This is a genomic window from Vreelandella titanicae, assembly GCF_014697095.1.
GTDB lineage: Bacteria > Pseudomonadota > Gammaproteobacteria > Pseudomonadales > Halomonadaceae > Vreelandella > Vreelandella titanicae.
The window spans coordinates 4,030,349-4,054,900 of the sequence record NZ_CP059082.1 but is presented as its reverse complement, the minus strand read 5'-3'; the positions used below and the strand labels follow the sequence as shown (position 1 = coordinate 4,054,900).

The following is a 24,552-nucleotide window of genomic DNA, read 5'->3' as shown; positions in this document are numbered from 1 at the left end:
TCCCTGAAAGGATGAGTAATTGTCATGGTGAAAGTGCGTGAAGACCAGCCGCTAACCGCGGGCGGAAAGGTGGATATACAGCAGTGGTTAACGCGCCTGCAGGAGGATGTGCGCCTACCTGAGCCTGAGCGTCTAGTCGGCGCCTGTGAACTCGCCGAACAACTGGAGCTTGAAGCCCCGCGCACCCATCGCGTATGGCTATCGCCAGGCTCTAGTTTTCGCATGGGCCTGGAAATGGCCGATATCCTTGGTGAGTTAAAGCTAGACCAAGCCACGCTTGAGGCCGCCGTTCTCTACCGTGCAGTGCGGGAAGGGCTGCTGAGCCTTGAGTCCGTGACAAAACGCTTTGGCGAAGAAGTGGCCAGTCTGATTGATGGCGTGCTGCAAATGGCCGCTATTAGCTACCCGTTGGCGCCTGACCATGGCATGGGCCAACACAATCAGCAGGAAAACCTGCGTAAGATGCTGGTCAATATGGTCGGTGATGTGCGCGTGGCACTCATTAAGATTGCCGAACGCACCTGCGCACTACGCCAGGTAAAAGACGCTCCCCGGGAAAAAAGTTTACTGGTGGCTCGTGAAGTCGCCGATATTTATGCGCCGCTGGCCCACCGCCTGGGCATCGGTCAGCTTAAGTGGGAACTGGAAGATCTATCGTTTCGCTACCTGCACGAAGATGAGTACAAGGCGATTGCCAAGCTGTTGGCGGAGAAACGCCTTGACCGCGACCGCTATATTCACGATGTGGTCGAAACCATCAAAGGCTTGATGGAAGCTCAGCACATCCACCGCTACGACGTGGATGGGCGAGCCAAGCATATCTATTCGATCTGGCGCAAAATGAAGCGCAAACGGATCGATTTTTCACAAGTTCATGACGTGCGCGCAGTGCGTATTCTGGTGCCGGAAGTGGCGGACTGCTACACCGTGCTGGGGATTATTCACTCGCGCTGGCACCACGTGCCCAACGAGTTTGACGACTATATCGCCAACCCCAAAAAGAACGGCTATCAATCGCTGCATACCGCTGTTATGGGGCCGGAAAACAAGGTGCTCGAAATCCAGATTCGCACCTTCGCCATGCACGACGAAGCGGAGCTGGGCGTTTGTGCCCACTGGCGTTACAAAGGCCACGATACCAACGCCAAAAGCCGTAGCTACGAAGAGAAAATTGCCTGGCTGCGTCAGGTTCTGGAGTGGCAGGACGAAGTGGGCGGCTTTGGCGATTTGCGCGAAGGGCTCTCCAGTGATGTGGCCCCTGACCGCATTTACGTCTTCACTCCTGACGGTCACGTGATTGACCTGCCGCGAATTGCCACACCGATCGATTTCGCCTACCGGGTGCATACCGAGATTGGCCACCGCTGCCGAGGCGCCAAGATTAATGGGCGCATTGTGCCGCTCACCTACAAGTTAAAAACCGGCCAGCAGATAGAAATTCTTACCGCCACTAAAGGCGGCCCAAGCCGCGACTGGCTAAACCCCAGTTTGGGCTATGTACGCACTTCCCGGGCGCGGGCCAAAATCCAGGCGTGGTTCAAACATCAGGCACGGGATCAAAACCTGGACGAGGGGCGCGTGCTGTTTGACCGTGAAATGCGCCGCCTGGATGTCGAAGGTCTCGATCTGCCCAAGCTGGCCAAGGCGGTCAACTACCAAAACGCCGAGGACATGTACGCGGCCATCGGCGCTGGTGACCTGCGTATCGGTCAGGTGCTGCACCAGGCTCAGCAACTGTTTGGTGAAACCGACGACCAAGAGCAGCTCGATCGCCTGCTCGCCAAACCTAAGCGCCAATCCAGCAAAGCCACCAAAAGCGATATCACGGTGCTCGGCGTCGGCAACCTTAAAACCAGTATGGCCAACTGCTGCCGTCCGGTGCCTGGCGAACCGATTATCGGCTTTATTACCCAGGGGCGTGGCGTCACCGTTCACCGCCAGGACTGCAGTAATATTCTGCAATTGCGGCTGGACGAACCCCAGCGCATTATCGAAGTGGAGTGGGGCGAACGCGCCCAGACCCGCTACCCGGTGACCATCGAGATTCAGGCCTGGGATCGCTCCGGGCTGCTGCGCGATGTCACGGGCCTGCTCGGTAATGAAAAAGTCAACGTGCTTGCCGTGAACACGCTAACGGACACCGATGAAGGCATTGCCCGGCTGCGCATTACCCTGGAAGTCGATGGCCTTGAATCCCTGGGACGGTTGTTCTCGCGTATCCAGCAGTTGCCCAACGTTACCGAAGTGCGCCGTTTGCGCAACGCCGACCCGGAACAACAAATTCGCAAGGGAGGGGCATAATGCGCCATGGTATCGATGATCTGCTGACCCTGATGCAGGTGCTGCGCGACCGGCAGCAGGGCTGCCCCTGGGATCTCCAGCAGGATTGGGACAGCATTGTGCCCCACACCCTGGAAGAGGCCTACGAGGTCGCCGATGCCATCGAGCGGCGCGCTTTTGACGAACTACCCGGCGAGCTGGGCGATCTGCTCTTTCAAGTGGTCTACTACGCCCAATTCGGCGCGGAAGAGCAGCGCTTCGACTTTGCTGATATCGTCGATACGTTGACCGCCAAAATGCTGCGCCGCCATCCGCACGTGTTTCCGGAGGGCACGCTGGCCTCCCGCCGCCCGCCAGGAGTGAGTGCCGAAGAGGTGCAAACTCAGCAGGTCAACAGCCGCTGGGAGTCATTGAAGGCCGAAGAACGTGAGAAAAGGAAGCGTGCCGAGAGAGCCGTAGAGCAGCCCTCTGTGCTAGACGATGTGCCGCGCACGCTGCCCGCCCTTAGCCGCGCTGCCAAGCTGTCCAAGCGCGCCGCGCGAGTAGGCTTCGATTGGCCCGATGCGCGCGGCGTGGTGGCTAAAATTCGTGAAGAGCTGGCGGAAGTAGAAGAGGCGCTCGCCGCCGGTGACCAACAGCACGCCCAGGAAGAAGTCGGCGATTTGCTGTTTGCAGTGACCAATCTTGCCCGCACGCTGAACGCCGATCCAGAGCAGTGCCTGCGCGCTACCAATGCCAAGTTCGAGCGCCGCTTTCGTTTTGTCGAGCGCGAGCTTAGCGCTGCCCAGCGGCCATTAATAGAGGCTTCCCTAGACGAGATGGAAGCCCACTGGCAGGCAGCCAAAGCAGAAGAAAAACAATCTACCCATTCCTGATCTAATAATGACGCGACCCCTGCAAGGAGGCCATGCCAATGAGTCACGACCTACACGAATCTCTGCGCGATAATGTGCGTATTCTGGGCGACAGCCTGGGGAGAACCATTGCCGACGATTTGGGCCAAGCATTTGTCGATAAAATTGAAACCATTCGCGCCCACGCCAAGCGCGGGCGCCAGGGCGATTCACTGCAGCAGCGTGAATTGATCGAGTACCTGCGTGAGCTGCCCGAGCGGGATCTGCTGCCGGTCACTCGGGCGTTTAACCAGTTCTTAAACCTTGCGAACATTGCCGAACAGCACTATCGGGCGCGCTTTCGCCGGGTAGAGGACTACAAGCCCGGCTCCCAGCCGGTGCTCGGGGAACTGCTTGCGCGTGCCGAGCAGGCGGGCAACTCACCGCGTAAACTGGTCGAGACCCTCGCCAATATGCGCGTTGAGCTGGTACTCACCGCGCACCCCACCGAAGTTATCCGCCGAACCTTGATTCAAAAATATGATGCCATCGATGAGTGCTTAACCGCCATTGAGAGCTCCGAAGATTACCCAGAGCGTGGCACCCGTGCCCAGGGCCGCCTGGAGGAGCTGATTAGCCAGGCGTGGCACACCGACGAGATTCGCCACGAGCGGCCCACCCCGGTGGATGAAGCCAAGTGGGGCTTTGCGGTAATTGAAAACTCCCTGTGGCAGGCGGTACCAGATTTCCATAGAGATTTGGATAACCTGCTGCTGGATACCGCCGGTGAGCGCCTGCCCCTGGACGCCGCGCCGATACGCTACGCCTCCTGGATGGGCGGCGACCGCGACGGCAATCCCAACGTGACCGCCCGAGTGACCCGTGAAGTGTTGCTGCTTGGCCGCTGGATGGCCGCCGACCTCTATTTGCGCGATCTTGAACAGCTCAAAACCGAACTCTCCATGTGGAAGGCCAATAGCGCGCTCAAAGCCGAGGCGGGTGATGTAGCCGAGCCGTACCGCGAAGTGTTGAAACGCCTGCTGGCGAAGATGGAATCAACCCGCGATTGGGCCAAGGCCGAGCTGGAGGGAAATAACTATGATGGCGGGCCGATTATTGAAACCCGCGATCAGCTCTACTCACCGCTGCTCGCCTGTTACCGCTCGCTGTGTGATGTGGGCCTCGACACCATCGCCAACGGGGCGTTGCTGGATACGCTGCGCCGGGTAGCGGTGTTTGGCGTTACGCTGACCAAGCTTGACCTACGTCAGGAAGCCAGTCGCCATGCCCAGGTCATTGAAGAGCTGACCAGCGCCCTTGGCTTAGGCCACTATCAGGAGTGGGACGAAGCCAAACGTCAGGAATTTCTGCTTGAGGAGCTGGCCTCCCGACGTCCGCTGATTCCGCGCCGCTGGGAGTGCTCCGCCGAGTCCCGCGAAGTGCTGGATACCTTCAAAGTTATCGCCCAGGAGCACTCCGAAGCGCTGGGAACTTACATCATTTCCATGGCCGCTGAACCCTCGGACGTGCTCACCGTAGCACTGCTGATGAAAGAGGTCGGGGGGCAGGTAACGCTACCTATTGCACCGCTGTTTGAAACCCTTAACGACCTGGATCACGCAGGCGATGTGGTGGATCAGCTGCTGGCGATACCGGGCTACCGTTCGCTGATCGATGACCGTCAGGAGGTCATGATTGGCTACTCTGATTCGGCAAAAGATGCCGGTCAGTTGGCTGCTGCCTGGGCGCAGTACCGCGCTCAAGAGTCGCTGGTGAATGTGTGTAACCGGCACGGCGTCGATTTAACCCTGTTCCACGGCCGTGGCGGCACCGTTGGTCGTGGTGGCGGCCCGGCCCATGCGGCGATACTCTCCCAGCCTCCAGGCTCGGTAAACGGCAGTCTGCGGGTGACTGAGCAGGGCGAGATGATTCGCTTCAAGTTTGGTCAGCCTGATATTGCCCTGCGCTCCATGGAGATATATGCCTGTGCAGTGCTGGAAGCCACGCTGTTGCCACCGCGTGCACCGGAACCGCACTGGCGTGAAGAGATGGATCAGCTCGCCAAGGTAGCGCATGGTGCCTATGTGGGCGTCGTGCGTGAAGACCCAGACTTCGTGCCCTATTTCCGCGCGGTCACACCGGAAGGCGCCTTGGGTAGGCTGCCGTTGGGCTCACGCCCCACCAAGCGGCGTCAGGATGGTGGGGTCGAAACCCTGCGCGCCATTCCATGGATTTTCGCCTGGACACAGATTCGCCTGATGCTACCCGCGTGGCTGGGCAGCGGCGAAGCCTTTGCGCGGCGCTTAGAGCAGCCCGGTGGACGCGATGTGCTACAGGAGATGCGCAACGAGTGGCCTTTCTTTGGCACCTATCTGGACATGCTGGAGATGCTGCTGGCCAAAGCCGATGTCGCCATTGCCGCTTACTACGAGCATCGCTTGGTCGACGAGCCCTCACTGAAGGCGTTGGGTAAAAAGTTACGTCAGCGCTTCGCGTCGTTGGAAGAAGCAGTGCTGGATATTCTTCAGCAAGAGAAGCTATTGGAAAACACGCCGCTGATTCGCCAGGCGATCGATGTTCGCAACCCCTACATCGATCCGCTGCACGGTTTGCAGGCGGAGTTGCTGCAGCGTAATCGCGACGCCGATGGGGCGATCAGCGCCGATCTTTCCCGGGCGTTGATGGTCACTATGGCGGGCATAGCGGCAGGTCTGCGCAACACCGGCTAGGCTGTTTTAACACGATTTTTTACCGTGATTTTTAACCGTAACGTTTTACTACAACGTTCTACTACAACAGGGAGGCGTCAATGTCCTCAGATGCTCAAGCGGTACTCGACTTTTGGTTTGAGGAGTTGACGCCTGCTCAGTGGTTTAAAAAAAACGCTGAGTTGGATCGTACAATCTCGCAGCGGTTTGGCGCGCTGCATGCCCAAACCGCGCGGTGTGAATGTTACGCATGGCGTCAAACGCCGCAAGGGCGGCTCGCGGAGATCATTGTGCTGGATCAGTTCTCGCGCAATATCTACCGCGATGACGCTCGCGCCTTTGCCACTGATCCCTTAGCGCTGGCGCTAGCTCAAGAGGCGGTAGCCGCTGGGGCAGACGCAGAACTAACCAGCGAGCAGCGTGCGTTTTTGTATATGCCCTATATGCATAGCGAATCCGCGGCCATTCATGAGCTGGCGATGCAGCTGTTTGACCAGCCGGGGTTAGAGAATAACTACGACTTTGAAGTGCGCCACAAGGCGATTATTGATCGCTTTGGGCGCTACCCGCACCGCAACGCACTGCTGGGGCGGGACTCTACCGACGAGGAGTTGGACTTCTTAAAGGAGCCCGGCTCCTCTTTTTAACTGTTTGCTTATCCTCTTATAGCCACATGGCGTTTTATGTCGTTTCGAAAATCTACCCGTATCAATAAATATATTAGCGAGAGCGGGATGTGCTCTCGCCGTGAAGCCGACCGCTTTGTGGAGCAGGGCAACGTGTGGATAAACGGTCGCCGCGCGACCACCGGTGATCAAGTGGTGGCGGGTGACTTGGTTAAAGTAAACGGTCAGGAGATTGAGCCTCAGGAAGAGGAGGATCTGGTGCTGATCGCGCTGAACAAACCGGTGGGCATTGTCAGTACCACCGAGTCCAGCGAAAAGGACAATATCGTTGAGTTTGTGAAGCATGGCGTGCGTATTTTTCCCATTGGGCGGCTCGATAAAGACTCCCAAGGGCTGATTTTTTTAACCAATAACGGCGATTTGGTTAATAAGATTCTGCGCGCCAATAACAACCACGAAAAAGAGTACCAGGTGACGGTGAACAAACCGATCACCGACGAGTTCATTGACGGCATGCAGAGCGGCGTGCCGATTCTTGGCAAGGTGACCAAGCGCTGCAAGGTACAAAAAAAGTCCACCTTTGTGTTCACTATTACCTTGGTGCAGGGGCTCAATCGGCAAATTCGTCGTATGTGTGAATACTTCGGCTACGAGGTTACCCAGCTTATTCGCACGCGCATTATGAATGTGCCGCTAAAAGGCTTAGCCCTGGGCGACTGGCGCGATCTCACTGCCAAAGAGATCGATACCATTATCGCGCTGACCGAACGCTCAGAGGCGGCACCAGAAAAGAAAAGTAAAGCTAAACCGGAAAGGCCCAACTACAGCTCAGGCGCAGGAAAGGCAAAACCGCCTTCCGCAAAAGGGCGCCCGGCCAAAGCAGGCGCGAAGGCGGCTGGTGCCAAAGCCGCCGGGGCTAAACCACCCGTCAAGGGTAAAAAAGCCGCCAGCGGAAAAGTCAGTGGAAAAACAGGTACCGGCCCGAAAGGCAGTACGTTAGGCAAGCCGCACTCCAAGGGCAGCAAAGCCCCCGGCAAGCTTGGTGCTAAAAGCAAGCCTGGAGCTAAAGGTAAGCCCGTTGGTAAAGGCCGCGGTAAGCCAGCGGCGGTCGGAAAGCCTTCCCAGCGGCGCAAGTAACTCCCCATCATTCAAGAGTCTTCACTGTGATCCCAATCGTCGCCTTTTACGCTGTAGTGAGCGTTATCGCTTATATCACTTACGCTATCGACAAAAAGGCGGCTATTAAAAACCGCCGTCGGGTGAGTGAAAAGTCGCTACATCTGCTTGGGGTAGTGGGTGGCTGGCCGGGTGCGCTACTGGCCCAACAGCAGCTGAGGCATAAAACCCAGAAAACCGCCTTTCAAGTTACGTTCTGGCTGACGGTTGTCGTAAATCTGGCCTGTCTAGGGTGGCTAACGGTTTCATTGAGTCTCATTTAGCCACCCTATACTTGGTGCCTACGCTCTGGCGTGATTGCCGTGCGCGAAAAGAAAATTAGCGATCAGCTCTTTGCCGCCTTCGGTGGCAAACGATTCTGGGTGAAACTGGATGCCGTGAATCGGGTACTCCCGATGTTTAACCCCCATCAGTTCGAATTCACCCAGTGCCAGCCAACGGCTGCGCTGCTCAAAGCTATCGGCTGCAAGTGCGCCTACGGTGGCGGTCACTTCCAGGCACTCGGGCAGGGTGATCGCATCGGCAATTAGCGAGTGGTAGCGCATCACTTCAAGCTGGTCGGGCACGCCGTTAAACACCGATGCGTTATTGTGGTTGATCGGGCTGATCTTGCCATGCATCGGTAGCGGAGCTTTCACCACCTTGCCGCCAAATACGTGCACAATGCCCTGCATACCCAGGCACACTCCCAGCAGCGGTGTGGTCTTGCCCAGTTTCTCGATCACTTCAGCGCATACACCAAAGTAGCGCGGGTCATCCGGCGAGCCGGGGCCGGGGGAGATGATAATACGCTCCGGGGCCATGGCTTCGATGGCGCCGTAATCGATCTGATTGTTGCGCTTAACGATAATCTCAAAATTGGCCAGCCCGCCGCGATTCTTCTCTGTGGTTAGAATCTCACCAATAAACTGGTAGAGGTTATAGGTGAAGGAGTCGTAATTATCGATGATAAGTACCTTCATGCTGGGCTCTCCATGTCCGTCTCCATAAAAGGGGTAAGGGCTTTGCGAGTACCGGCAAACTTGCGGCGGATCTCCTCATACTCATCGGCGGCATTGCTATCAAACACATTGCCACCGCAGGTTTGCACGTAGGCACGCTCACCATTCACAAACACGGTACGAATCGGAATCGCAAAGGTACAGTCCCCGTTGAACGAGAACTGACCCACTGCGCCTCCGTAGGGGCCGCGCCCGTCGGTTTCCAGATCGTCGATGATTTTCATCGCCTCGATTTTGGGTGCGCCGGTGAGGGTGCCCGCGGGGAAGTTGCTGGCCAGCGCGGTAAACATATCTTCGCCTTCGGCGATGATGCCGACGATCTCGCTGGAGATATGCTGCACGTGGCTAAAGCGTTTGATATCCATCAAACTGCGCACTTTCACCGTGCCAAACTGCGCTACCCGGCCAATATCGTTGCGGTGTAGATCCACGATCATATTGTGCTCGGCGATCTCTTTGGGATCGTTAAGCAGCGCGCGGGCGAGCTGGGTATCTTCTTGGGGCGTCTGACCCCGGGTGGTGGTACCCGCCAGCGGAAAGGTCTCCATCTCGCCCTGGCGCAGCCGAAATAAAAGCTCTGGGCTTGCGCCAATTAGCTTTTGTTCGCCAAATTTGACGTAGTACATTTGCGGCGACGGGTTGATGGTGCGTAGCTGGTCATACAGCGCCAGGGCGTCGCCTTTAATACTGAAGCGTTTTTTAAAGCCAACTTCGCACTGGAACACTTTGCCGTCGATAATATCCTGTTTCACCTTGGCCACCGCCTCGGCGTGTTCTGCCTGGCTCATGGTGTCGCCTAAGGCGGTGATTTTCAGCGGGCCTGCCGGCTCATCGTCTGCATCAATTAACGTCTGTAGAAATTCGTAGCGGCTGTTGTCGTAATAGAAGTAGGTGACTTCTCCGGTCATCTTGTCGAGGATCAGGCCATCTTTGTAAAGCCCGAAACGGAAGGTGTCGAAATCATCGCTGGCTTTTAACGTAAGCGATGGCTCGAAATACTGCATGGCATCGTAACCAAGGTAACCGCTTAACCCTCCGGCGTACTTGCGGGAAATAATATTCTGCGGAATCAGGCTGCGCAGCAGTTCGTAGGGGTTGTCGCTAGTGTAGTGGTTGGCATTGCCGCCACGTTCTTCAATGGTCAGTGTGTTGCCGTTGGCGTAGAGCGTGTACTCGGGGTCGAAGCCGATAATCGAGTGGCGCGCCATATGGCTATCTTCACCCAGAGACTCAAGCATGTAGCAGGTATCAAACCGACGCTCGATTTTCTGAAACAGGGCAAAGAAGTCGCAGTCCGCCGCCAAGGTCACATAGTGAGGTTTGCGCGGCAGCGTAAAAGGCTGCGGGCCTGGTGAGGCATGTGTATTGGCAGTGGTCATGATGCATCATTCCGTGAAGAAGGGCTTGAAGAGGGTAACGTGGTCAGCGCGCGGGAACCCCGCGAAACCGTAGCGATGCCCACGCCCAGGGTTTCGGCAATTTTGCGGTGGGGCACGCCTTCACGCAGCAGTTTAAAAATCTGTAGGCGTTTACTGATTTCTTGGTACTCTGCAGGCGTTAGCAGGCTCGCCAGCGCTCGATCCATTGCTTCAGGTGAATCAATGGAGAGTAGGTGGTCGATTAGCTCAGCCTGATAGTGACCGTTTGAAGGCATAGTTCGCTACCGAGTAATTAGTGATGTACTAACGTACTAGTACGCTACCTGATTGCTCTGGGAAGTCAAGTAGCGCCTGTCAATTTAAGGAGCCCCGATGACCAGTTATTTCATTCAAGCCTTTATTTATCTTGTTGCCGCGGTGATCGCCGTGCCTCTTGCCAAGCGTTTTGGCCTGGGGTCGGTACTGGGTTACTTGGTCGCCGGGGTAGTGATTGGGCCAATCCTTGGGCTGGTGGGGCAGGAGACTACCACCATTCAGCACTTTGCCGAGTTTGGCGTAGTGATGATGCTGTTTTTGGTGGGCATGGAGCTTGACCCCAAAGGGCTGTGGGCAATGCGGGTTCGGCTGATCGGTCTGGGTGGGCTTCAGGTCGTGCTAACCGCCGCAGCTGGCACCGCTATTGCCTGGTGGCTGGGGCTTGTGTGGCAAACCGCTCTGGCGGTGGGGCTGATTTTTGCGCTCTCTTCTACGGCGATTGTGCTGCAAACACTGAATGAAAAGGGGCTCGCCAAAACCGAGGGCGGGCGCAGCGCTTTCTCGGTGCTGTTGTTTCAGGATATTGCGGTGATCCCCATGCTGGCGCTGATCCCGCTTCTGGCGCTGCCTGAGTTGATGGGGGCGGGCGGTGATGACGGTCATGCCAGCTTAAGCCTGGTAGCGCACTTGCCGGGCTGGGCGCACGCCTTAGTGGTCGTGGGTGCCATCGTGAGTGTCATCGCCGGCGGCTACTACTTAATGCCACTGCTGTTTCGCTATGTGATTGGCTCTGGCCTGCGTGAAGTATTTACCGCTACTGCGCTGATGCTGGTGATTGGCATCGCCGCCCTGATGAGTGTGGTCAATTTATCTCCCGCACTGGGTGCCTTCCTGGCAGGAGTGGTGCTCGCCAACAGTGAATTTAAGCACGAGCTGGAAGCCAATATTGAGCCCTTCAAAGGACTACTACTGGGGCTGTTCTTTATTACCGTAGGGGCGGGCATCAACTTCTCGGTGTTAGCAGCGGAGTGGGGCACGGTGCTATCGCTAGGCGTGGCGGTTATCGTTGTTAAAGGTGTGATTCTGTTGGGTTTGGCGCTGCTATTTCGAGTGCCTGGTAGCAACGGCTGGCTGTTTACTTTAAGCCTTGCCCAAGCCGGTGAGTTTGGCTTTGTGCTGCTGACCTACAGCGTTCAAAACAGCGTGATTCCTACCGATATCTCCCAGGTGCTTTCGTTAGTCGTGGCGCTATCGATGTTCTTAACGCCGTTGCTATTTATTGCCTATGACCGGCTGGTGCTGCCGCGCTACCTTATCGCTAAAAACGATGATCGCGAAGCCGATGCTATTGAGGAGCAGGCACCGGTTATCGTTGCGGGGGTAGGGCGGTTTGGACAAATAATCTGCCGCTTGCTGCGCGCCAATAATATCCCCATCGTGGCGCTGGATCTGGAGATTGAGCAGATCGAGAATCTGCGCAAAATTAATATCAAAAGCTACTTTGGTGACGCCAGCCGCTCCGACTTGCTTGAGACCGCAGGGATTGAGCACGCTAGGTTACTAGTTATCGCGTTAGACGATCGTGAGCGTGCCGTGCAGATGGTTAAGCATGTGAAGCATGCTTACCCCCAAGTGTGGGTGCTGGCCCGTGCGTTCGACCGTGGTCATGGCTATCAACTACGTGATGCAGGGGCCGACGACGTTATCAGTGAAACCTATCATTCAGCGCTGGAGTTGGGTGGGCACGCACTGACTGCCATGGGCGTGCACCCTATGCGAGCTAAGCAGATGACTTGGGCCTTTGTACAGAACGAAGATGCCCACGAAGATGAACTGTTTGAAGCCTGGAAAGAGATCGAAGAGGGCATCAGCTTCAGCCCCCGCTACGGCGAACTATTTATGAAGCTGGAAGAGTCGTTGAACAGCGCAATGAAGCAGGATTGGCCCGAACCCCAGCGGCAAGATGTGCCTATTTGGACACCGCCTGAAGTTGATCAGGAGCACAATGCATAGGTAATGACGTAAATAATGGCGGTTTGCTGTGGTGCGCTGATTTATTAGCTCCCCTCCACCGTAAACCGCATCATTACATAGATTAAGTGGTGATCAAACGCGATGAACTGCTGCCAATATTATTCTTCTTTCATAGGTTTGTATCGTTCCCAACCCATTTTATGATGGTATTTAATCATTGCTTCTTCATAACTATCAGCCTCTATTCTATATAGTAGCTTCGCATTCTGAGAAAGCAGCACTTTCTTTTTTAATTCGGCTATATTATTTACAGTAGACAGCGTCGTGCCGTCCTCATCTTCCCAAACTTCGAAAATCATCATATTTAGCCTCAGTAATCTTTTATGGAACAAATGCTTCACCCGTAATGACTTCTATATCAACACGAATAGCATTACCCCGAGGGAAACTTCTAGAAACGGGGGCCATAACACCGCCAGCATTTCCTGCGTTATTGATAAAGCGTTCTGCCTGATTAAAATCTCTAGCTCGCTTTCGTATTTACATTTTTGTCAACTGTGTTTGCCTCTCATCAAGCATCAATAGCTCTTCTGCTGAACTGGGAGAGCTCATTTGTGACCAAGCAACTGACGCCTCTAGGCCACCACCTTGTGCCTGAATTCTTCCGCGGTGCATTATTTCTTCTGTACTTGAATGAGTGCCAGTATATGCGCCAGGGCGTGTTTGAAACGTATCATTTGTAGGGCTAGAGATGGTAGATACTGCAGTCGCAGTGGCCCCTATTCCCAATGCACCTAAAAGCCATTGTCCAGCTGAAACACAAGCTGCCATCGTGGGGCCTGGTACCGCGCATACTTGGGCCACTAACCCCTGCGGATCCACCATCCCCGTCGGATTATTTACATAACCACACAAGTTCGTGCCGCCGTTGAGGCTGATCGGATCCTGGCTGATGCATCTGCCTTACTGTGGGTCGTAGTAGATACCGCTTTCTTCGTCGCGCCACTGGCCCTGGAGGCGGATCGGTTGGGTGACGTTGCGCACGGCGCGTTGGTTTTTGACCGCGGCCCAGTCGTCGGGTTCGGCGAGCCATCGGGGTTGGCGTTGGGGGTGGCTGACTGCATCGGCGTACCCAGGGCGTCGGTGACGTAGGCGCTGAGTACCTAGCCTTGCTGGGTGACATCAATACGCAGCATGGGCACAAAACTGCCCGGCTCGTAGACCACGGTGGTGCGCTGATTGTCCGTATCTTCGCGCACGATGCGATCACCGTCCCAACCGTAGTGGGTGGTGCCGTTGGTGTGGCGCACGGTTTTGCTGATGCGTCTTCCCAGGCCGTCGTAGCGGTAGGTGGCTTCGCGGGTAGCCCCCAGTTCGCTGGCGTGGTAGGCGATGCGCGCCGTCATAGCCCAGGGTTAAACGTTCGCCGTTGGGCTGTTGGCGTTCGATCAGGTTACCGGCCCCGTCGTAGCGGTAGCGGGTACCGTTTATCTGTCCCAGGCTATTATCAGAAAGGGCCTGTTGGCCTTCTAACCGATTACCGGCCGCGCCACACTGTAGCGGTGGGCGTGGTCACCATGCTGGCTGCCGATTAGACGCCCGGCGGCGTCGTAGCTGCAGGCGATGACTTTTGATGCTTGATCGCCTTACAGTGCACGGAAGCTCATCCGACTCAGGGTATCGTCATGGTACTGCTCTTCCCTGCCTAAAGAAAGCCAATTGGCTGCCCACTTCTATTGATATTCAATAGACACTGTTTGCCAATTCATTTCTTTTCTAAATATATCTGCATTAGTTATAATTTTGGGTGAGAAAATCTTTAATTGGTCGGGGCCTGTCCATTCAAAATCTATAGATACAGCAGCCTCTATAATGAAAATATCTTCGAAGGCGCTAACCTTTTCATCTTGTCTAAGTGCTACTATCGTCGCAGATGGTGTCGTTGCTCCACAGCCTTTGATATAAACCATGGCTTCATATTTACCGCTCGGAGATTTACTGCGGGAAATTTCATGTGTTTCACAATCTGAAAAAATACCTCCACTGAAAAAAAACCACACCACAATACCTAAAAGAGCGAGTAAAACAAAACTACTACCAATGATTATTATCTTCAAAACTTTCATCTCATCATGGTCCGAGTTGAATAGGAGTGTTCCACTGTTCTCTATTACGATAAAAATCTATTCCTTCCTTAATCCAGTACTGATCTTGCGGATCATCGCCAAAAGGAGCTGTGCCGAGAAAGGGGAATAAGCTAGGCCCTGGGCTACCCCAGGAGGGTAAAGAAGTTCCCGCAGCTTGCTGCGCTCGACCTGCTTCATTCAAGAGGATTGTATCAGGAAAGCCAAAAGCTGCCCCAGTAGCGCCATAGTTAAAATTGCCGAAGTCTTCATAATCACTACCTTGCTGCTTGTAATCCCAGGGCCCTCCATTTTTCACTTGATTCCTAAACCACCACGGACTCCATTTATCACTTGCATTTGCTATATTACTGTCGATGTCAGCGCCTGAGGGCGCGAGTGGAGGCCATTTTTTGCAGTTACCAAGTTCACCCTCTTGGGGGCAGGATGTGGTAGAGCCCATAAGATCGCTAAAGTCAGCACCTAAAAAACCACTCAGCCCCAGCGGATCCACCATCCCTGTCGGGTTGGTCACATACCCATACAAGTTAGTGCCACCGTTAAGACCAATCGGATCCTGGCTGATATACCTGCCTTGCTGCGGGTCGTAGTAGCGGTGGCGGTTGTAGTAGAGGCCACTCTCTTCGTCGTGCCATTGGCCCTGGAACCGGATTGGTTGGGTGACGTTGCGTACGGCGCGTTGGTTTTTGACCGCGGCCCAGTCGTCCGGTTCGGCGAGCCAGCGGGGTTGGCCGCTGGGGGTGACCAGTTGCATCGGCGTACCCAAGGCGTCGGTGATGTAGGCGCTGAGTACCTGGCCTTGCTGGGTGTCATCAATACGCAGCATGGGAACAAAACTGCCCGGCTCGTAGACCACCGTAGTGCGCTGATTGTCGGTCTCTTCGCGCACAATGCGATCACCGTCCCAACCGTAGTGGGTGGTGGCCGTGGTGCCGTTGGTGTCGCGCACGGTTTTGCTGATGCGTCTGCCTAGGCCGTCGTAACGATAGGTGGCTTCGCGGGTGTAGCCTAAATCGCTGGCGTGGATGAGATGCACCAAGCGGTTGGCGCCATCGTAGCCCAGGGTTAGGCGTTCGCCGTTGGGCTGTTGGCGTTCGATCAGGTTGCCTGCGCCGTCGTAGCGGTAGCGCGCCCCGTTGAGCTGCGTGAGGCGGTTATCAGGCAGATTATCTTGAGACTCTAACCGGTTACCCGCTGCGTCCACGCTGTAGCGGTGGGCGTGGTCACCGTGCTGGCTGCCGATTAAGCGACCTGCGGCGTCGTAGCTGTAGGCGATGACTTTTGATGCTTGATCGCCTTGCAGCGCCCGGAAGCTCATCCGCCCCAGGGCGTCGTATTGGTACTGCTGCTCGCTGGCGGTGCTGTTGGCACCGCGCAGGGTAAGGTGGTCTAACTGGCCGAGGTGGGTGTAACCGCGTTCTAAAATCAGCGGCTGTGATTGCTCACTACCGCTTAGGCGGCGCTGGGTTTCCCGGTGCAGGGCATCAGGTTCTAGGGCGATCTCCAGATCCAGGCCGGGGGCGCTTAGGCCGTGCAGGTGGCCGCTGCCATAGGTATGCCAGTTTAGCGCGGGGAGATCCCCAAACTGGCTTGCCTGAGGCGCGCCGGTGGCGGTGAGCGTGTGCTGATGTTGCCATGTCCAACCGTGACCTTCGACGTTTGCGCTGTGCTGCTGTTGTTCGCCGATTAACCGCTGGGCTTTGTCGTAGCTGAATGTGACTTCACCGTGGTCATTGGTGACGCTGACCAGTTGGCCATTGCTGCCCCACTGATATTTTTCACTGCTGGCCGGGGCGTGTTCCGTGGCGGGCAGGTGTCGGGCGGTGAGGCGACCGGCTTCGTCGTAGTCGTAACGGGTGACCAGCGGCTGGCCGTCGGGGCCTGTGCGGTTGGCCTCAATGCGCTCGATCAAGCGCCCTGCGTCATCGTAGCGGTACTGCTGTTCCCGGCCATCGGGGCCGGTCTCGCTGGCTAAGCGATCCATCTCGTCATAAGCAAAGCGGTAGACCGCGCCGTTGCCCAGGGTTAGTTCGCTCAAGCGGCCAATGTCATCGTAAGCGGTAAACTGCTGGCTGCCGTCGGCCTCGATGCGCTGCACCGGGCGGCCGTGGTCATCAAAGAAGAACTGCTGACGAAAACCTTGGGGGCCTTCCAGCTCCACTAGGCGCCCAAGCGCATCCACATGGTGGTGCCAGTAGAGCCCGTCAGGGAGCTGGGTGGCGAGTCGCCGACCCATCTTGTCGTGCTGGGTGCGGGTGGTTTCCCCCAGGGCGTTGGTGACGCTGGCCAAGTAGCCGTTTCGGTCGTAGGCGTACTCGGTACGCTGCTGGGAGCAGTCGATCTGGGCAGTGACCTGACCCAGGGCGTTCCACTCCCGCTGGTGGGACGCCCCAACCGCATCGGTAATGGTCGTGGGGCGGTCGGGCAGGTCGGCTTGGTCATAGGCGAAGGCGGTGGTGCCCTCCGGCCCAGTGACTTCCACTGGAAGCCCCCGTTCGTTGCGCGTTATTTGCCACGTTTGATCCTCAGGCCCTTCAATACTCACCGGCTGGCCCAGGTCGTCCCTCTCAATGACCCAGCGGGTGCCGTCCGGTGCTACCTGGGCAATCACCTGACCGTGGTCATCGCGCTCGATCAGCGTCTCGCGGCCCAACGGATCCACGGTGGCTACCTTGAGACCCGCACGGTCATAGCGGAACTCGATGCGCGAGCCGTCGGCGCGGGTGTGGGCCGTCCAGCGGCGGCCGGGGCCACTGCCCACAAAGTGGTAGCGCTCCTCCCGGCCCAGGCTGTCGGTGACCAGGGTGTGATCCACTTGGTAGCTGTACGTCCGCGCTAAACCGCCGGCTTCCTGCTGGCCCACCACCCGGCCATCCGGGGCGTGGCGATCCCAGGTGTAGTGGGCTTCCATGCCCCCGGGTACCCGGTGGGCGGTGAGCATGTGATCCTGCCACTCGAACTCACGCACCACCTCGCCGTGGCGGTGGCGCACCGCAATCAGGTCACCGGCGGGACTATAGGAGTAGCGCACCAGCCACTCGTCCGCTGCTTCGCCGTCGTGGGCTTGCACCAGCTTAACGCCGGTTAAACGTTGCCCGTTATCGTCCTGCATGGCGGGTAACAGGCCATCGTAAACCAGCTGGTAGTGGCGCTGGGCGCTGTCGATCACCTGCACCAACAGATCACCCTCCCAGCGGTACTGGGTGGTGTAGCCGTTGCGGTCACGCTCTTCGATTAAGGGCCAGCGGGCGCTATTGTCTGAAGAACTATCGCCTGGGTTAGCAAACACATAGTAAAGCCCGCTGGCATCGCTTAACACGATACGCTCAGGATCACTTCGCAGCGTCTCGTCTAACGCTTGCCAGCGGGGCGCGTTGCTCTCTTCATTAGCCGAGGCGCCCCCACGACGGATCCACAGCTGCTCGGTGGGCGAGAAGCGCGCCTGACCGGGGGCCAGTGCGCCAAAGGTAATTGCTCGGCCCTGGGCATCGTGAACAATACAGGCGTTGTCATTGAGGGTAATGGCCAGCGACTCGCCGGGTAGCGACCAGCCCTGACCCAGGGCGCCTATTTGTGCGTTGCTGGAGAGGTAACCACGGCTAAACACAAACGGCCGTGGCGCGGGGAGTGCAAAATCGGTCTCGGCGGGCAGCAGCTTGGCGCCCAGCAGCGGGTTCACCGGGCTACCCACCGCCGGTTGGCAGGCACTGCAGTCGTCGGCCAGGCCATCGGTGATGTCGATATCGTCTAACGCTAACGGGGTCGCGGCGGTGATGTCGCTGCTGAGCAGTGGGGTCTGGTGCGGTTCGAGGGTAACGTCCTCGCTCTCCTCAGGCTCGGCCTCAAAGGGTAAGCGGGGCAGCACAATGGCGTGGCCCTGGCCGCGCCCGGGGCGACCGCCGGAGTTGATCTTGACCTGGGGGCCGACAATGGTCACCCCGCCGGGGTCGAGCTTGATAAAGCTGCCCCCGGCTTTAAGGGTGATCTCGCTACCCGCTTCCAACACGATCTGGCTGCCCGCTTTGTGGTGCAGCTCACGGCCGGTCTCGACCAGTTGGGCTTCACCGTAGACCTCATGGCGGGTCTGATCGACCTGAAGGTGGTCATCGCCCTTGATCTGGGTGTAGCGTTTGCCGTGTACCGTCAGGTGATCGTCGTTATGGATTTCGCTCAAGCGGTTGCGGTGCAGCTTGAGGTGGCGGTCCCGGCGGATCTCCTCGGTGCGGTCGTTAAGGGTCAGCAGCTCCAGGTCTTTCTGGGCGTGGAGCCAGATCTGCTCTTCGCCGGTGGCATCCTCGAAGCGCAGTTCGTTAAAGCCTTCCGATTTGTGGCTTTGGGTGCGGATCACCGTTCGGGTCTTGTGCTCCGGCAGCGGGTAGGGCGGGGTATTCACTGCGTGATAGGTGCGCCCGGTGACCAGCGGCTGATCGGGGTCGCCCTCTAAAAACGAGACAATGACCTCATGGCCGATCCGCGGGATCGCCATGCTGCCGTAGCCGCCGCCTGCCCAACCCTGGGCGACCCGTATCCAACAGCTGGCGGTCTCATCAGGATCAGCATAACGATCCCAGGGGAACTGTACCTTGACCCGGCCGTGTTCGTCGCAGTAGATCTCTTCGCCTTCGGGGCCGACCACAAAGGCCACCTGGGGGCCGTCAACGCGAGGTTTAGGATTAGGCACCGGGCGGAAGGTCTGATCCTTCGGCATGATCACCACGTCATTGTGGTAGCGGGTCATCAGCTCGCCTGACTGGGCACTGCTCCCGTTATTTCCCCGGGCCATACCGTCCTCTTCCAGGGCCTGGGGCTGCTCGCCGTGGTGGATCACTGAGACCACCTGCCATGCTTGGTTAAGGCTATCGATATCGTGGTCGGTGAGGGTAAAGCAGACGCCGGGGGCGAGCTCAGGCAGGTCACTCTCCGCTTCGGCGGTGGTGGCGTCGGCGCGCAAGGACTCTAAGCGGTGGCGGGTAAAGGGCTTGCCGGAGGCGTCCTTCTTGTAGCGGCCGGGGTAGTCAAAGTGTTCGTAATCCTCCCGCTGGGCGTGTTCGCCCAAGTTGGGAGCGAGGTGCTCGTGGATCTGCGCGTAGGGCGGGTTTTTAAAGGTGTAGTCCTTGAGCATCGCCGAGGCGGGGCGCACGCGGTTGGCCTGTCGCAATTTACGCAGGTGGCGTCGGGGCGGTGTACCTCCGGCGCGACTGTGGTAGGTGCGCTCGCCCACGCTGGGCAGCACCACCGTGGCATCGGCAAACACCAGCTGGTGTTTACCACCTTCGGCATTTTCAAATTCATGAAAATAGAAGCAGCCCTCTTCGGCGGCTAAACGCTCGATAAAGGCCAGATCGGTCTCGCGGTACTGAACCAGAAACTCCCGATCAAGGGGCGTGCGGGTGGTGGCAAAGCCGATATCGGTGAGGCTACGCTCATTAGCGAGGGTGGTGATGGCGTCATAGGGGGACGTATCCTGAAAGATACGCGAATTATGGCGCAGCGATAACCGCCACAGCGCGGGACGAATCTCGACACGGTAGAAGCTGCGCCGGTGTCCCCGGTCGCCGCGGTGTAGCTCTGAAATCACGCCATGGACACGACGTAGCGGCTCGCCGTCCTGCCAGATGGTCAGCGTGGCCTCTTGATCCAAACAGTCGCTGGGCGACAGGTCGTGGGTGCGGCTGGCAAACTCAACCGAGAGCGAAAACGGCTCAGACAGCGCCTCACGATGGGTAAAGCGCACCACGGCGGTGTCATCGGCCCCGGGTAGGGTCAGGGTAAATTGCAGGCCCGTTTTGTCCGCCATCGCTCCGCTCCTTGGATCATTAACTGCTAATGAGAAGCGGTCAGAATAGCGAGGCAGAGTTGAAGCGCAACCCCTTGAGGGCACGAAGCGTTAATGGCTTACACGCTTGTAAGAAATGGCTTACAAAATTTTAAGCCATATCTTACAAATCGATGGGTAATCAGAGAAAAGCGAATTTAAATTAATTTAGGTTGGGCGTTAGAACGGAAGATGCAATGAGGCACTTAGCATATTGAGGTGGCTGAGGGTTGGAGCGTCGATGCGTTCATACTCTAGGCGACTGACGAGTCGGTTGATCGTCACCGTGGCGCCGAAACCTTGCAGCAATGCAGTACCGCTTTCATCGGCGCCTTCCAGGTCGCTTTCACCACGCCATTCTGTGATGCCGGACTTCGCATAGACGCTAAAGGCGCCCATGCGAACTCCGGCAACAATGGCGCCACCCAAACTGAGTGTATCCATGATGAGCGGGTTAACACCGGAGGAAGTGGAGATCTCTTCGCTTTCCCGGTAGGCAATTTCAGCGCCAATATCGATTTGGGGGAGGCGCCAGGGGCTGTAGCCTGCGGTGACCCGAAAACCGCTGGTATAGTTATCAAGGCTTTGAAGGTCACTGCCTTCTAAGATAACGCCGTTATCCAGCTGCATGAGTTCGCTATTAGGGGCGGTATAGGCCATCACCGGCGGAGTGTCGTCGGCGTAGCTGCTAAACCAGGGAACGGAGCAGCAGAGCAGGGTGCTTGCCAAGCGTTTGATTGGCATTTCTCTTACACCTATCGGTACATACCCAAGTGTTGTCGTATAGCCATGGGTAGAGAGGAAAAAGCAATTCTATTCAGATTAGCAACTGGCTTGGATTTCCACCACTTTAATTGCACCCTGGGCTAGGTTATCGACTAAATTTTTACCCATAGTGATAAAGCGCTCACCAAATACCCACTGGGGGGACAGCACCGCTTGCCGGGGTGTCTGCTCTTTTTGCCGCTGGCGCTGGCGCCACGCCAAGGCCATTTCACTCCAGTCGTCCACGTGTTCAAGTTGAAAGCCGCCGGTTTCAAGCAGCCGAGTCAGCTCAGACAGGTTAAGTAAATGGGAGTGCTCGGAATTGGCTGCCCACGGAACAGGGTAGCGAAGGTGCGCCACGTTGGGGCCACTGACCACCTCATGCATGACTAGCTGCCCACCAGGGCGCAGAACTCGGCGGCTCTGTGCGATAACCCTGGTAGCATCGGGCATATTTAGCAGACTATGTTGAAACAGTACGGCATCAAAGCTGTTATCGGCAAACGGCAGTGCGGCCGCATCACCGGTTACCCAGGCAAGTGGTGGTGCGTCAGGTTGGTTAACTCGCGAGCAAAGCGCTCTGTTTAGCACGCTGAAGCCATGGGTAATATCCAGCCCGGTCATTCGAAAGCCCAACGCCGCGCCCTGACGCATCAAGCCGCCCAGCCCCGCGCCGACATCCAGTACGTTTAAATGCGTTGTAGGGTCTAGTCGTTCAAGTAAACGGGCTGATGCCGCCACGCCGCCAATATGCAGCTGATCCAAAGGAGCCAGTTGATGCAGCGTGGGGCCAGCGGGGAAGTGGGCATCAATCTGCGCCAGTACTTCATCAGCGCGCAGGGCGCGCTGATAGTGACCTGCTAAACGGTTGGCGTTGGTCATTGCGTGTTATGACTCTTGATCCAAACCGAGCTCTTGGATAGAAATTTCGCGCATCTTGAATTTCTGAATCTTGCCGGTGACGGTCATCGGGAACTCATCCACGAACTTGAAGTAGCGCGGAATTTTAAAGTGGGTGATCTTGCCTTTGCAGTACTCGCGCAGCTCTTCGCCGGTCACCTCACCCGCGGTGCTGTTGAGTTTCACCCAGGCGATCAGCTCTTCACCATACTTCTTATCCGGCACGCCGGTGACCTGAACTTCGGAGATCGCCGGGTGGGCGTATAAGAACTCTTCGATCTCTTTGGGATAGACGTTCTCACCGCCGCGAATCACCATATCTTTAATACGGCCCACGATCTGGATGTAGCCCTCCTCATCCATGGTGGCCAGGTCGCCTGTGTGCATCCAGCCCGCTTCATCGATGGCTTCAGCGGTGGCTTTGTCGTTGTTCCAGTACTTCAGCATCACGCTGTAGCCGCGGGTACACAGCTCTCCTATTTCTCCCCGGGGCAGAATGCCGCCGTTGCCTGGGTCGACAATTTTGTTCTCTAAGTGAGGCTGGGTTCGGCCTACGGTGGATACGCGTTTTTCAATGCTGTCGTTGGCACCCGTTTGAGTGGATACCGGGCTGGTTTCGGTCATACCGTAGGCGATCTGCACGCCCTTCATATTCATCTTATTGATGACCTGCTTCATGATTTCAGCGGGGCAGATCGAGCCCGCCATTATGCCGGTGCGCAGGGAAGAGAGGTCGGTGCCAGGAAAATCAGGGTGATCCAACTCGGCGATAAACATGGTCGGCACGCCGTAAAGCGCGGTGGCTTTCTGCTCGTGTACTGCCTTTAACACTTTGCCGGGATCAAAGCCCTCATCCGGATAGATCATAGTGGCGCCGTGGGTCATGCAGCCCAGGTTGCCCATCACCATGCCAAAGCAGTGGTAGAGCGGCACCGGAATCACTAGGCGGTCTTCGCTGGTAAACCCCATGCTTTCCGCCACAAAAAAGCCGTTGTTGAGAATATTATGGTGGGAGAGTGTGGCTCCTTTGGGAAAGCCGGTGGTGCCGGAGGTGTACTGGATATTGATGGCGTCGTCGAACTGCAGCGTGGCCTGTAGGTCGTCAACGTCGGTTTGGCTAACCTTGCTGGCTTCTTGCATTAGGTCAGACCAGCGCCACATGCCGCTGAGCTTTTCGCTGCTTAAATTGATAATACACTCAAGGTCGGGCAGTTTAGTCGACTTTAGCTGGCCTTCAGCGCAGGTGTTGAGTTCCGGGGCCAGCTCAAACAGCATGGCGCTGTAGTCGGAGCTTTTGAAGCTGTTGGCGGTGACCAGAAAACGCGTGCCGGATTGGTTCAGCGCGTACTCCAACTCATGGGTGCGGTAAGAGGGGTTAATGTTGACCAGAATGGCACCGATTTTGGCAGTGGCGAACTGAGTCAATGTCCATTCGCTGCAGTTGGGTGCCCAAATGGCCACACGGTCGCCTTTATTGACGCCGATGGAGAGCAGCGCACGGGCACAGCGGTTGACCTCTTCCTGGAGCTGGCGATAGCTCCAGTGAATGTTCTGATGCAGTACGATCAGCGCGTCATTTTCAGCATATTGCGTCGCGATTTGATCAAATTTATCGCCAATCGTCATACCTAGAAGCGGCTTGTCTGCCATGCTGCTGGAGTAGCTGGGTTGGGTAAGGGTAGGTGATGCCATGGTGTATCTCTCCGATATTTTTTCTTGTCCGAGCGGGAAGGCAGAGGATAATTCGCTACTTTTAATTTTTATTATTAACGTCTCATTTAACGGCTAGCGCCTTTTGCCAGGGCCACCTTGGAGCTGGGCTTACGGCCTAGTTCATGGGTGATCCAGTAGCCGGTATCGATTACGGCTTGCAGGTCGATGCCCGTTTCAATGCCTAGCCCTTCAAGCAGGTAGAGGACATCTTCGGTGGCCACATTGCCGGAGGCGCCTTTGGCATAGGGGCAGCCACCCAGGCCTGCCGTCGCCGCATCAATCACACTGACGCCTTCCTCCATTACCGCGTAGAGGTTGGCCAGCGCCATGCCGTAGGTGTCATGGAAGTGGGCAGCCAGGAACTCTATCGGCACCTGCCGCTGAACGGCTTCAATCATGCGTTTGGCGGCCAGGGGTGTGCCGACGCCGATGGTGTCGCCGAGCGACACCTCGTAGCAGCCCATTTCATAAAGCGCCTTGGCCACCTCGGCGACTTTGCTGGGGTCAATCTCGCCTTCGTAGGGGCAGCCCAATACGCAGGAGACGTAGCCGCGCACGCGCACGCCCGCATCCCGGGCACGATTCAGTACCGGCTCGAAGCGGGTCAGAGACTCAGCAATGGAGCAGTTAATGTTCTTCTGCGAAAAGGCTTCAGACGCTGCACCAAAGACCGCCACCTCCTCAATGCCAACCGTTAGGGAGTTTTCCAGTCCTTTCAGGTTGGGTGTCAGCGCGGAGTAGACCACGCCGGGTTGGCGCTGAATGCCCGCCATCACCTCAACGGCATCACCCATTTGCGGCACCCACTTGGGCGACACAAAACTGGCCGCTTCAATGTGCGCGATACCCGCGTTGGCAAGCCGCTCGACTAGGGCAATTTTAGTCGCGGTAGGCACGATGGCCCCCGGTTCGTTTTGCAGGCCGTCCCGGGGGGCCATCTCAAACAGCTTTACAGAGGTCGGCAGTGGCATAAGCGTGAACTC

Annotated in this window: 18 protein-coding genes and 1 pseudogene; 7 read left to right on the top strand and 12 right to left on the bottom strand. The window is 57.0% G+C overall.

Features of this window, described 5'->3' with window-relative positions; genetic code table 11:
- The first annotated feature begins 24 nt into the window (after nucleotides 1-24).
- The 6 genes from relA to HZS52_RS18710 all read left to right on the top strand — a co-directional run bounded on the left by relA (nucleotide 25) and on the right by HZS52_RS18710 (nucleotide 7,886).
- Nucleotides 25-2,301, top strand: a complete 2,277-nt coding sequence (gene relA / locus HZS52_RS18735; RefSeq protein WP_027959135.1) for a GTP diphosphokinase — start codon at nucleotides 25-27, stop codon at nucleotides 2,299-2,301.
- Entirely contained in the window at nucleotides 2,301-3,155 is an 855-nt protein-coding gene (mazG, locus tag HZS52_RS18730; protein WP_141441236.1) for a nucleoside triphosphate pyrophosphohydrolase, read from the top strand. The genes relA and mazG overlap by 1 nt, the downstream gene beginning before the upstream one ends.
- Before the next feature lie 38 nt (nucleotides 3,156-3,193).
- Nucleotides 3,194-5,842 (top strand): phosphoenolpyruvate carboxylase, encoded by a 2,649-nt coding sequence (gene ppc / locus HZS52_RS18725; RefSeq protein WP_190373380.1) that lies wholly within the window; start codon nucleotides 3,194-3,196, stop codon nucleotides 5,840-5,842.
- 80 nt (nucleotides 5,843-5,922) lie between these two features.
- Nucleotides 5,923-6,468 (top strand): DUF924 family protein, encoded by a 546-nt coding sequence (locus HZS52_RS18720; RefSeq protein ID WP_190373379.1) that lies wholly within the window; start codon nucleotides 5,923-5,925, stop codon nucleotides 6,466-6,468.
- Nucleotides 6,469-6,504: 36 nt separating this feature from the next.
- Nucleotides 6,505-7,584 (top strand): 23S rRNA pseudouridine(2604) synthase RluF, encoded by a 1,080-nt coding sequence (rluF, locus tag HZS52_RS18715; RefSeq protein ID WP_190373378.1) that lies wholly within the window; start codon nucleotides 6,505-6,507, stop codon nucleotides 7,582-7,584.
- Nucleotides 7,585-7,610: 26 nt separating this feature from the next.
- Nucleotides 7,611-7,886, top strand: coding sequence for a DUF1294 domain-containing protein (locus tag HZS52_RS18710; protein ID WP_022523829.1), 276 nt, complete (start codon nucleotides 7,611-7,613; stop codon nucleotides 7,884-7,886).
- Nucleotides 7,887-7,904: 18 nt separating this feature from the next.
- Here the strand turns inward: HZS52_RS18710 and HZS52_RS18705 are convergent, their stop codons facing one another.
- The 3 genes from HZS52_RS18705 to HZS52_RS18695 are packed head-to-tail and all read right to left on the bottom strand — an operon-like array spanning nucleotide 7,905 to nucleotide 10,278.
- Nucleotides 7,905-8,585 (bottom strand): anthranilate synthase component II, encoded by a 681-nt coding sequence (locus HZS52_RS18705; protein ID WP_009286448.1) that lies wholly within the window; start codon nucleotides 8,583-8,585, stop codon nucleotides 7,905-7,907.
- Complete coding sequence (locus HZS52_RS18700) at nucleotides 8,582-10,003, bottom strand: anthranilate synthase component I family protein (RefSeq protein WP_141441234.1); 1,422 nt, start codon at nucleotides 10,001-10,003, stop codon at nucleotides 8,582-8,584. Before HZS52_RS18700 ends, HZS52_RS18705 begins: the two co-directional genes overlap by 4 nt.
- Complete coding sequence (locus HZS52_RS18695; RefSeq protein WP_027959142.1) at nucleotides 10,000-10,278, bottom strand: Trp family transcriptional regulator; 279 nt, start codon at nucleotides 10,276-10,278, stop codon at nucleotides 10,000-10,002. Before HZS52_RS18695 ends, HZS52_RS18700 begins: the two co-directional genes overlap by 4 nt.
- 97 nt (nucleotides 10,279-10,375) lie before the next feature.
- Here HZS52_RS18695 and HZS52_RS18690 point away from each other — a divergent pair, with 97 nt between their 5' ends.
- The gene (locus tag HZS52_RS18690) at nucleotides 10,376-12,271 is read left to right on the top strand and encodes a monovalent cation:proton antiporter-2 (CPA2) family protein (RefSeq protein ID WP_190373377.1); all 1,896 of its coding nucleotides are present in this window, start codon (nucleotides 10,376-10,378) and stop codon (nucleotides 12,269-12,271) included.
- A gap of 119 nt (nucleotides 12,272-12,390) precedes the next feature.
- Here HZS52_RS18690 and HZS52_RS18685 read toward each other — a convergent pair whose 3' ends face one another.
- The 9 genes and pseudogenes from HZS52_RS18685 to HZS52_RS18650 form a co-directional block, all read right to left on the bottom strand.
- Nucleotides 12,391-12,594 carry a hypothetical protein gene (locus HZS52_RS18685; RefSeq protein ID WP_190373376.1) on the bottom strand — a complete coding sequence of 68 codons (204 nt, stop codon included), beginning with the start codon at nucleotides 12,592-12,594 and terminating at the stop codon, nucleotides 12,391-12,393.
- 801 nt (nucleotides 12,595-13,395) lie between these two features.
- Nucleotides 13,396-13,638: a hypothetical protein gene (locus tag HZS52_RS24540; RefSeq protein ID WP_022523822.1), complete on the bottom strand. Its 243-nt coding sequence runs from the start codon at nucleotides 13,636-13,638 to the stop codon at nucleotides 13,396-13,398.
- Between the two features lie 327 nt (nucleotides 13,639-13,965).
- The gene (locus HZS52_RS18675) at nucleotides 13,966-14,358 is read right to left on the bottom strand and encodes a DUF5412 family protein (protein ID WP_022523821.1); all 393 of its coding nucleotides are present in this window, start codon (nucleotides 14,356-14,358) and stop codon (nucleotides 13,966-13,968) included.
- A 4-nt stretch (nucleotides 14,359-14,362) separates the two neighbouring features.
- Entirely contained in the window at nucleotides 14,363-18,055 is a 3,693-nt protein-coding gene (locus tag HZS52_RS24530) for an RHS repeat-associated core domain-containing protein (protein ID WP_223828148.1), read from the bottom strand.
- 123 nt (nucleotides 18,056-18,178) lie between these two features.
- Nucleotides 18,179-20,173 (bottom strand): annotated as a pseudogene (locus tag HZS52_RS24525) (type VI secretion system Vgr family protein); the annotation flags it as partial.
- Between the two features lie 198 nt (nucleotides 20,174-20,371).
- Nucleotides 20,372-20,935, bottom strand: a complete 564-nt coding sequence (locus HZS52_RS18665) for a porin family protein (RefSeq protein ID WP_190373374.1) — start codon at nucleotides 20,933-20,935, stop codon at nucleotides 20,372-20,374.
- A 78-nt stretch (nucleotides 20,936-21,013) separates the two neighbouring features.
- The gene (locus tag HZS52_RS18660; protein ID WP_190373373.1) at nucleotides 21,014-21,838 is read right to left on the bottom strand and encodes a class I SAM-dependent methyltransferase; all 825 of its coding nucleotides are present in this window, start codon (nucleotides 21,836-21,838) and stop codon (nucleotides 21,014-21,016) included.
- A gap of 6 nt (nucleotides 21,839-21,844) precedes the next feature.
- Nucleotides 21,845-23,548: an AMP-binding protein gene (locus tag HZS52_RS18655; RefSeq protein ID WP_190373372.1), complete on the bottom strand. Its 1,704-nt coding sequence runs from the start codon at nucleotides 23,546-23,548 to the stop codon at nucleotides 21,845-21,847.
- Nucleotides 23,549-23,634: 86 nt separating this feature from the next.
- Nucleotides 23,635-24,540: a hydroxymethylglutaryl-CoA lyase gene (locus HZS52_RS18650; protein WP_190373371.1), complete on the bottom strand. Its 906-nt coding sequence runs from the start codon at nucleotides 24,538-24,540 to the stop codon at nucleotides 23,635-23,637.
- Nucleotides 24,541-24,552: the final 12 nt, after the last annotated feature.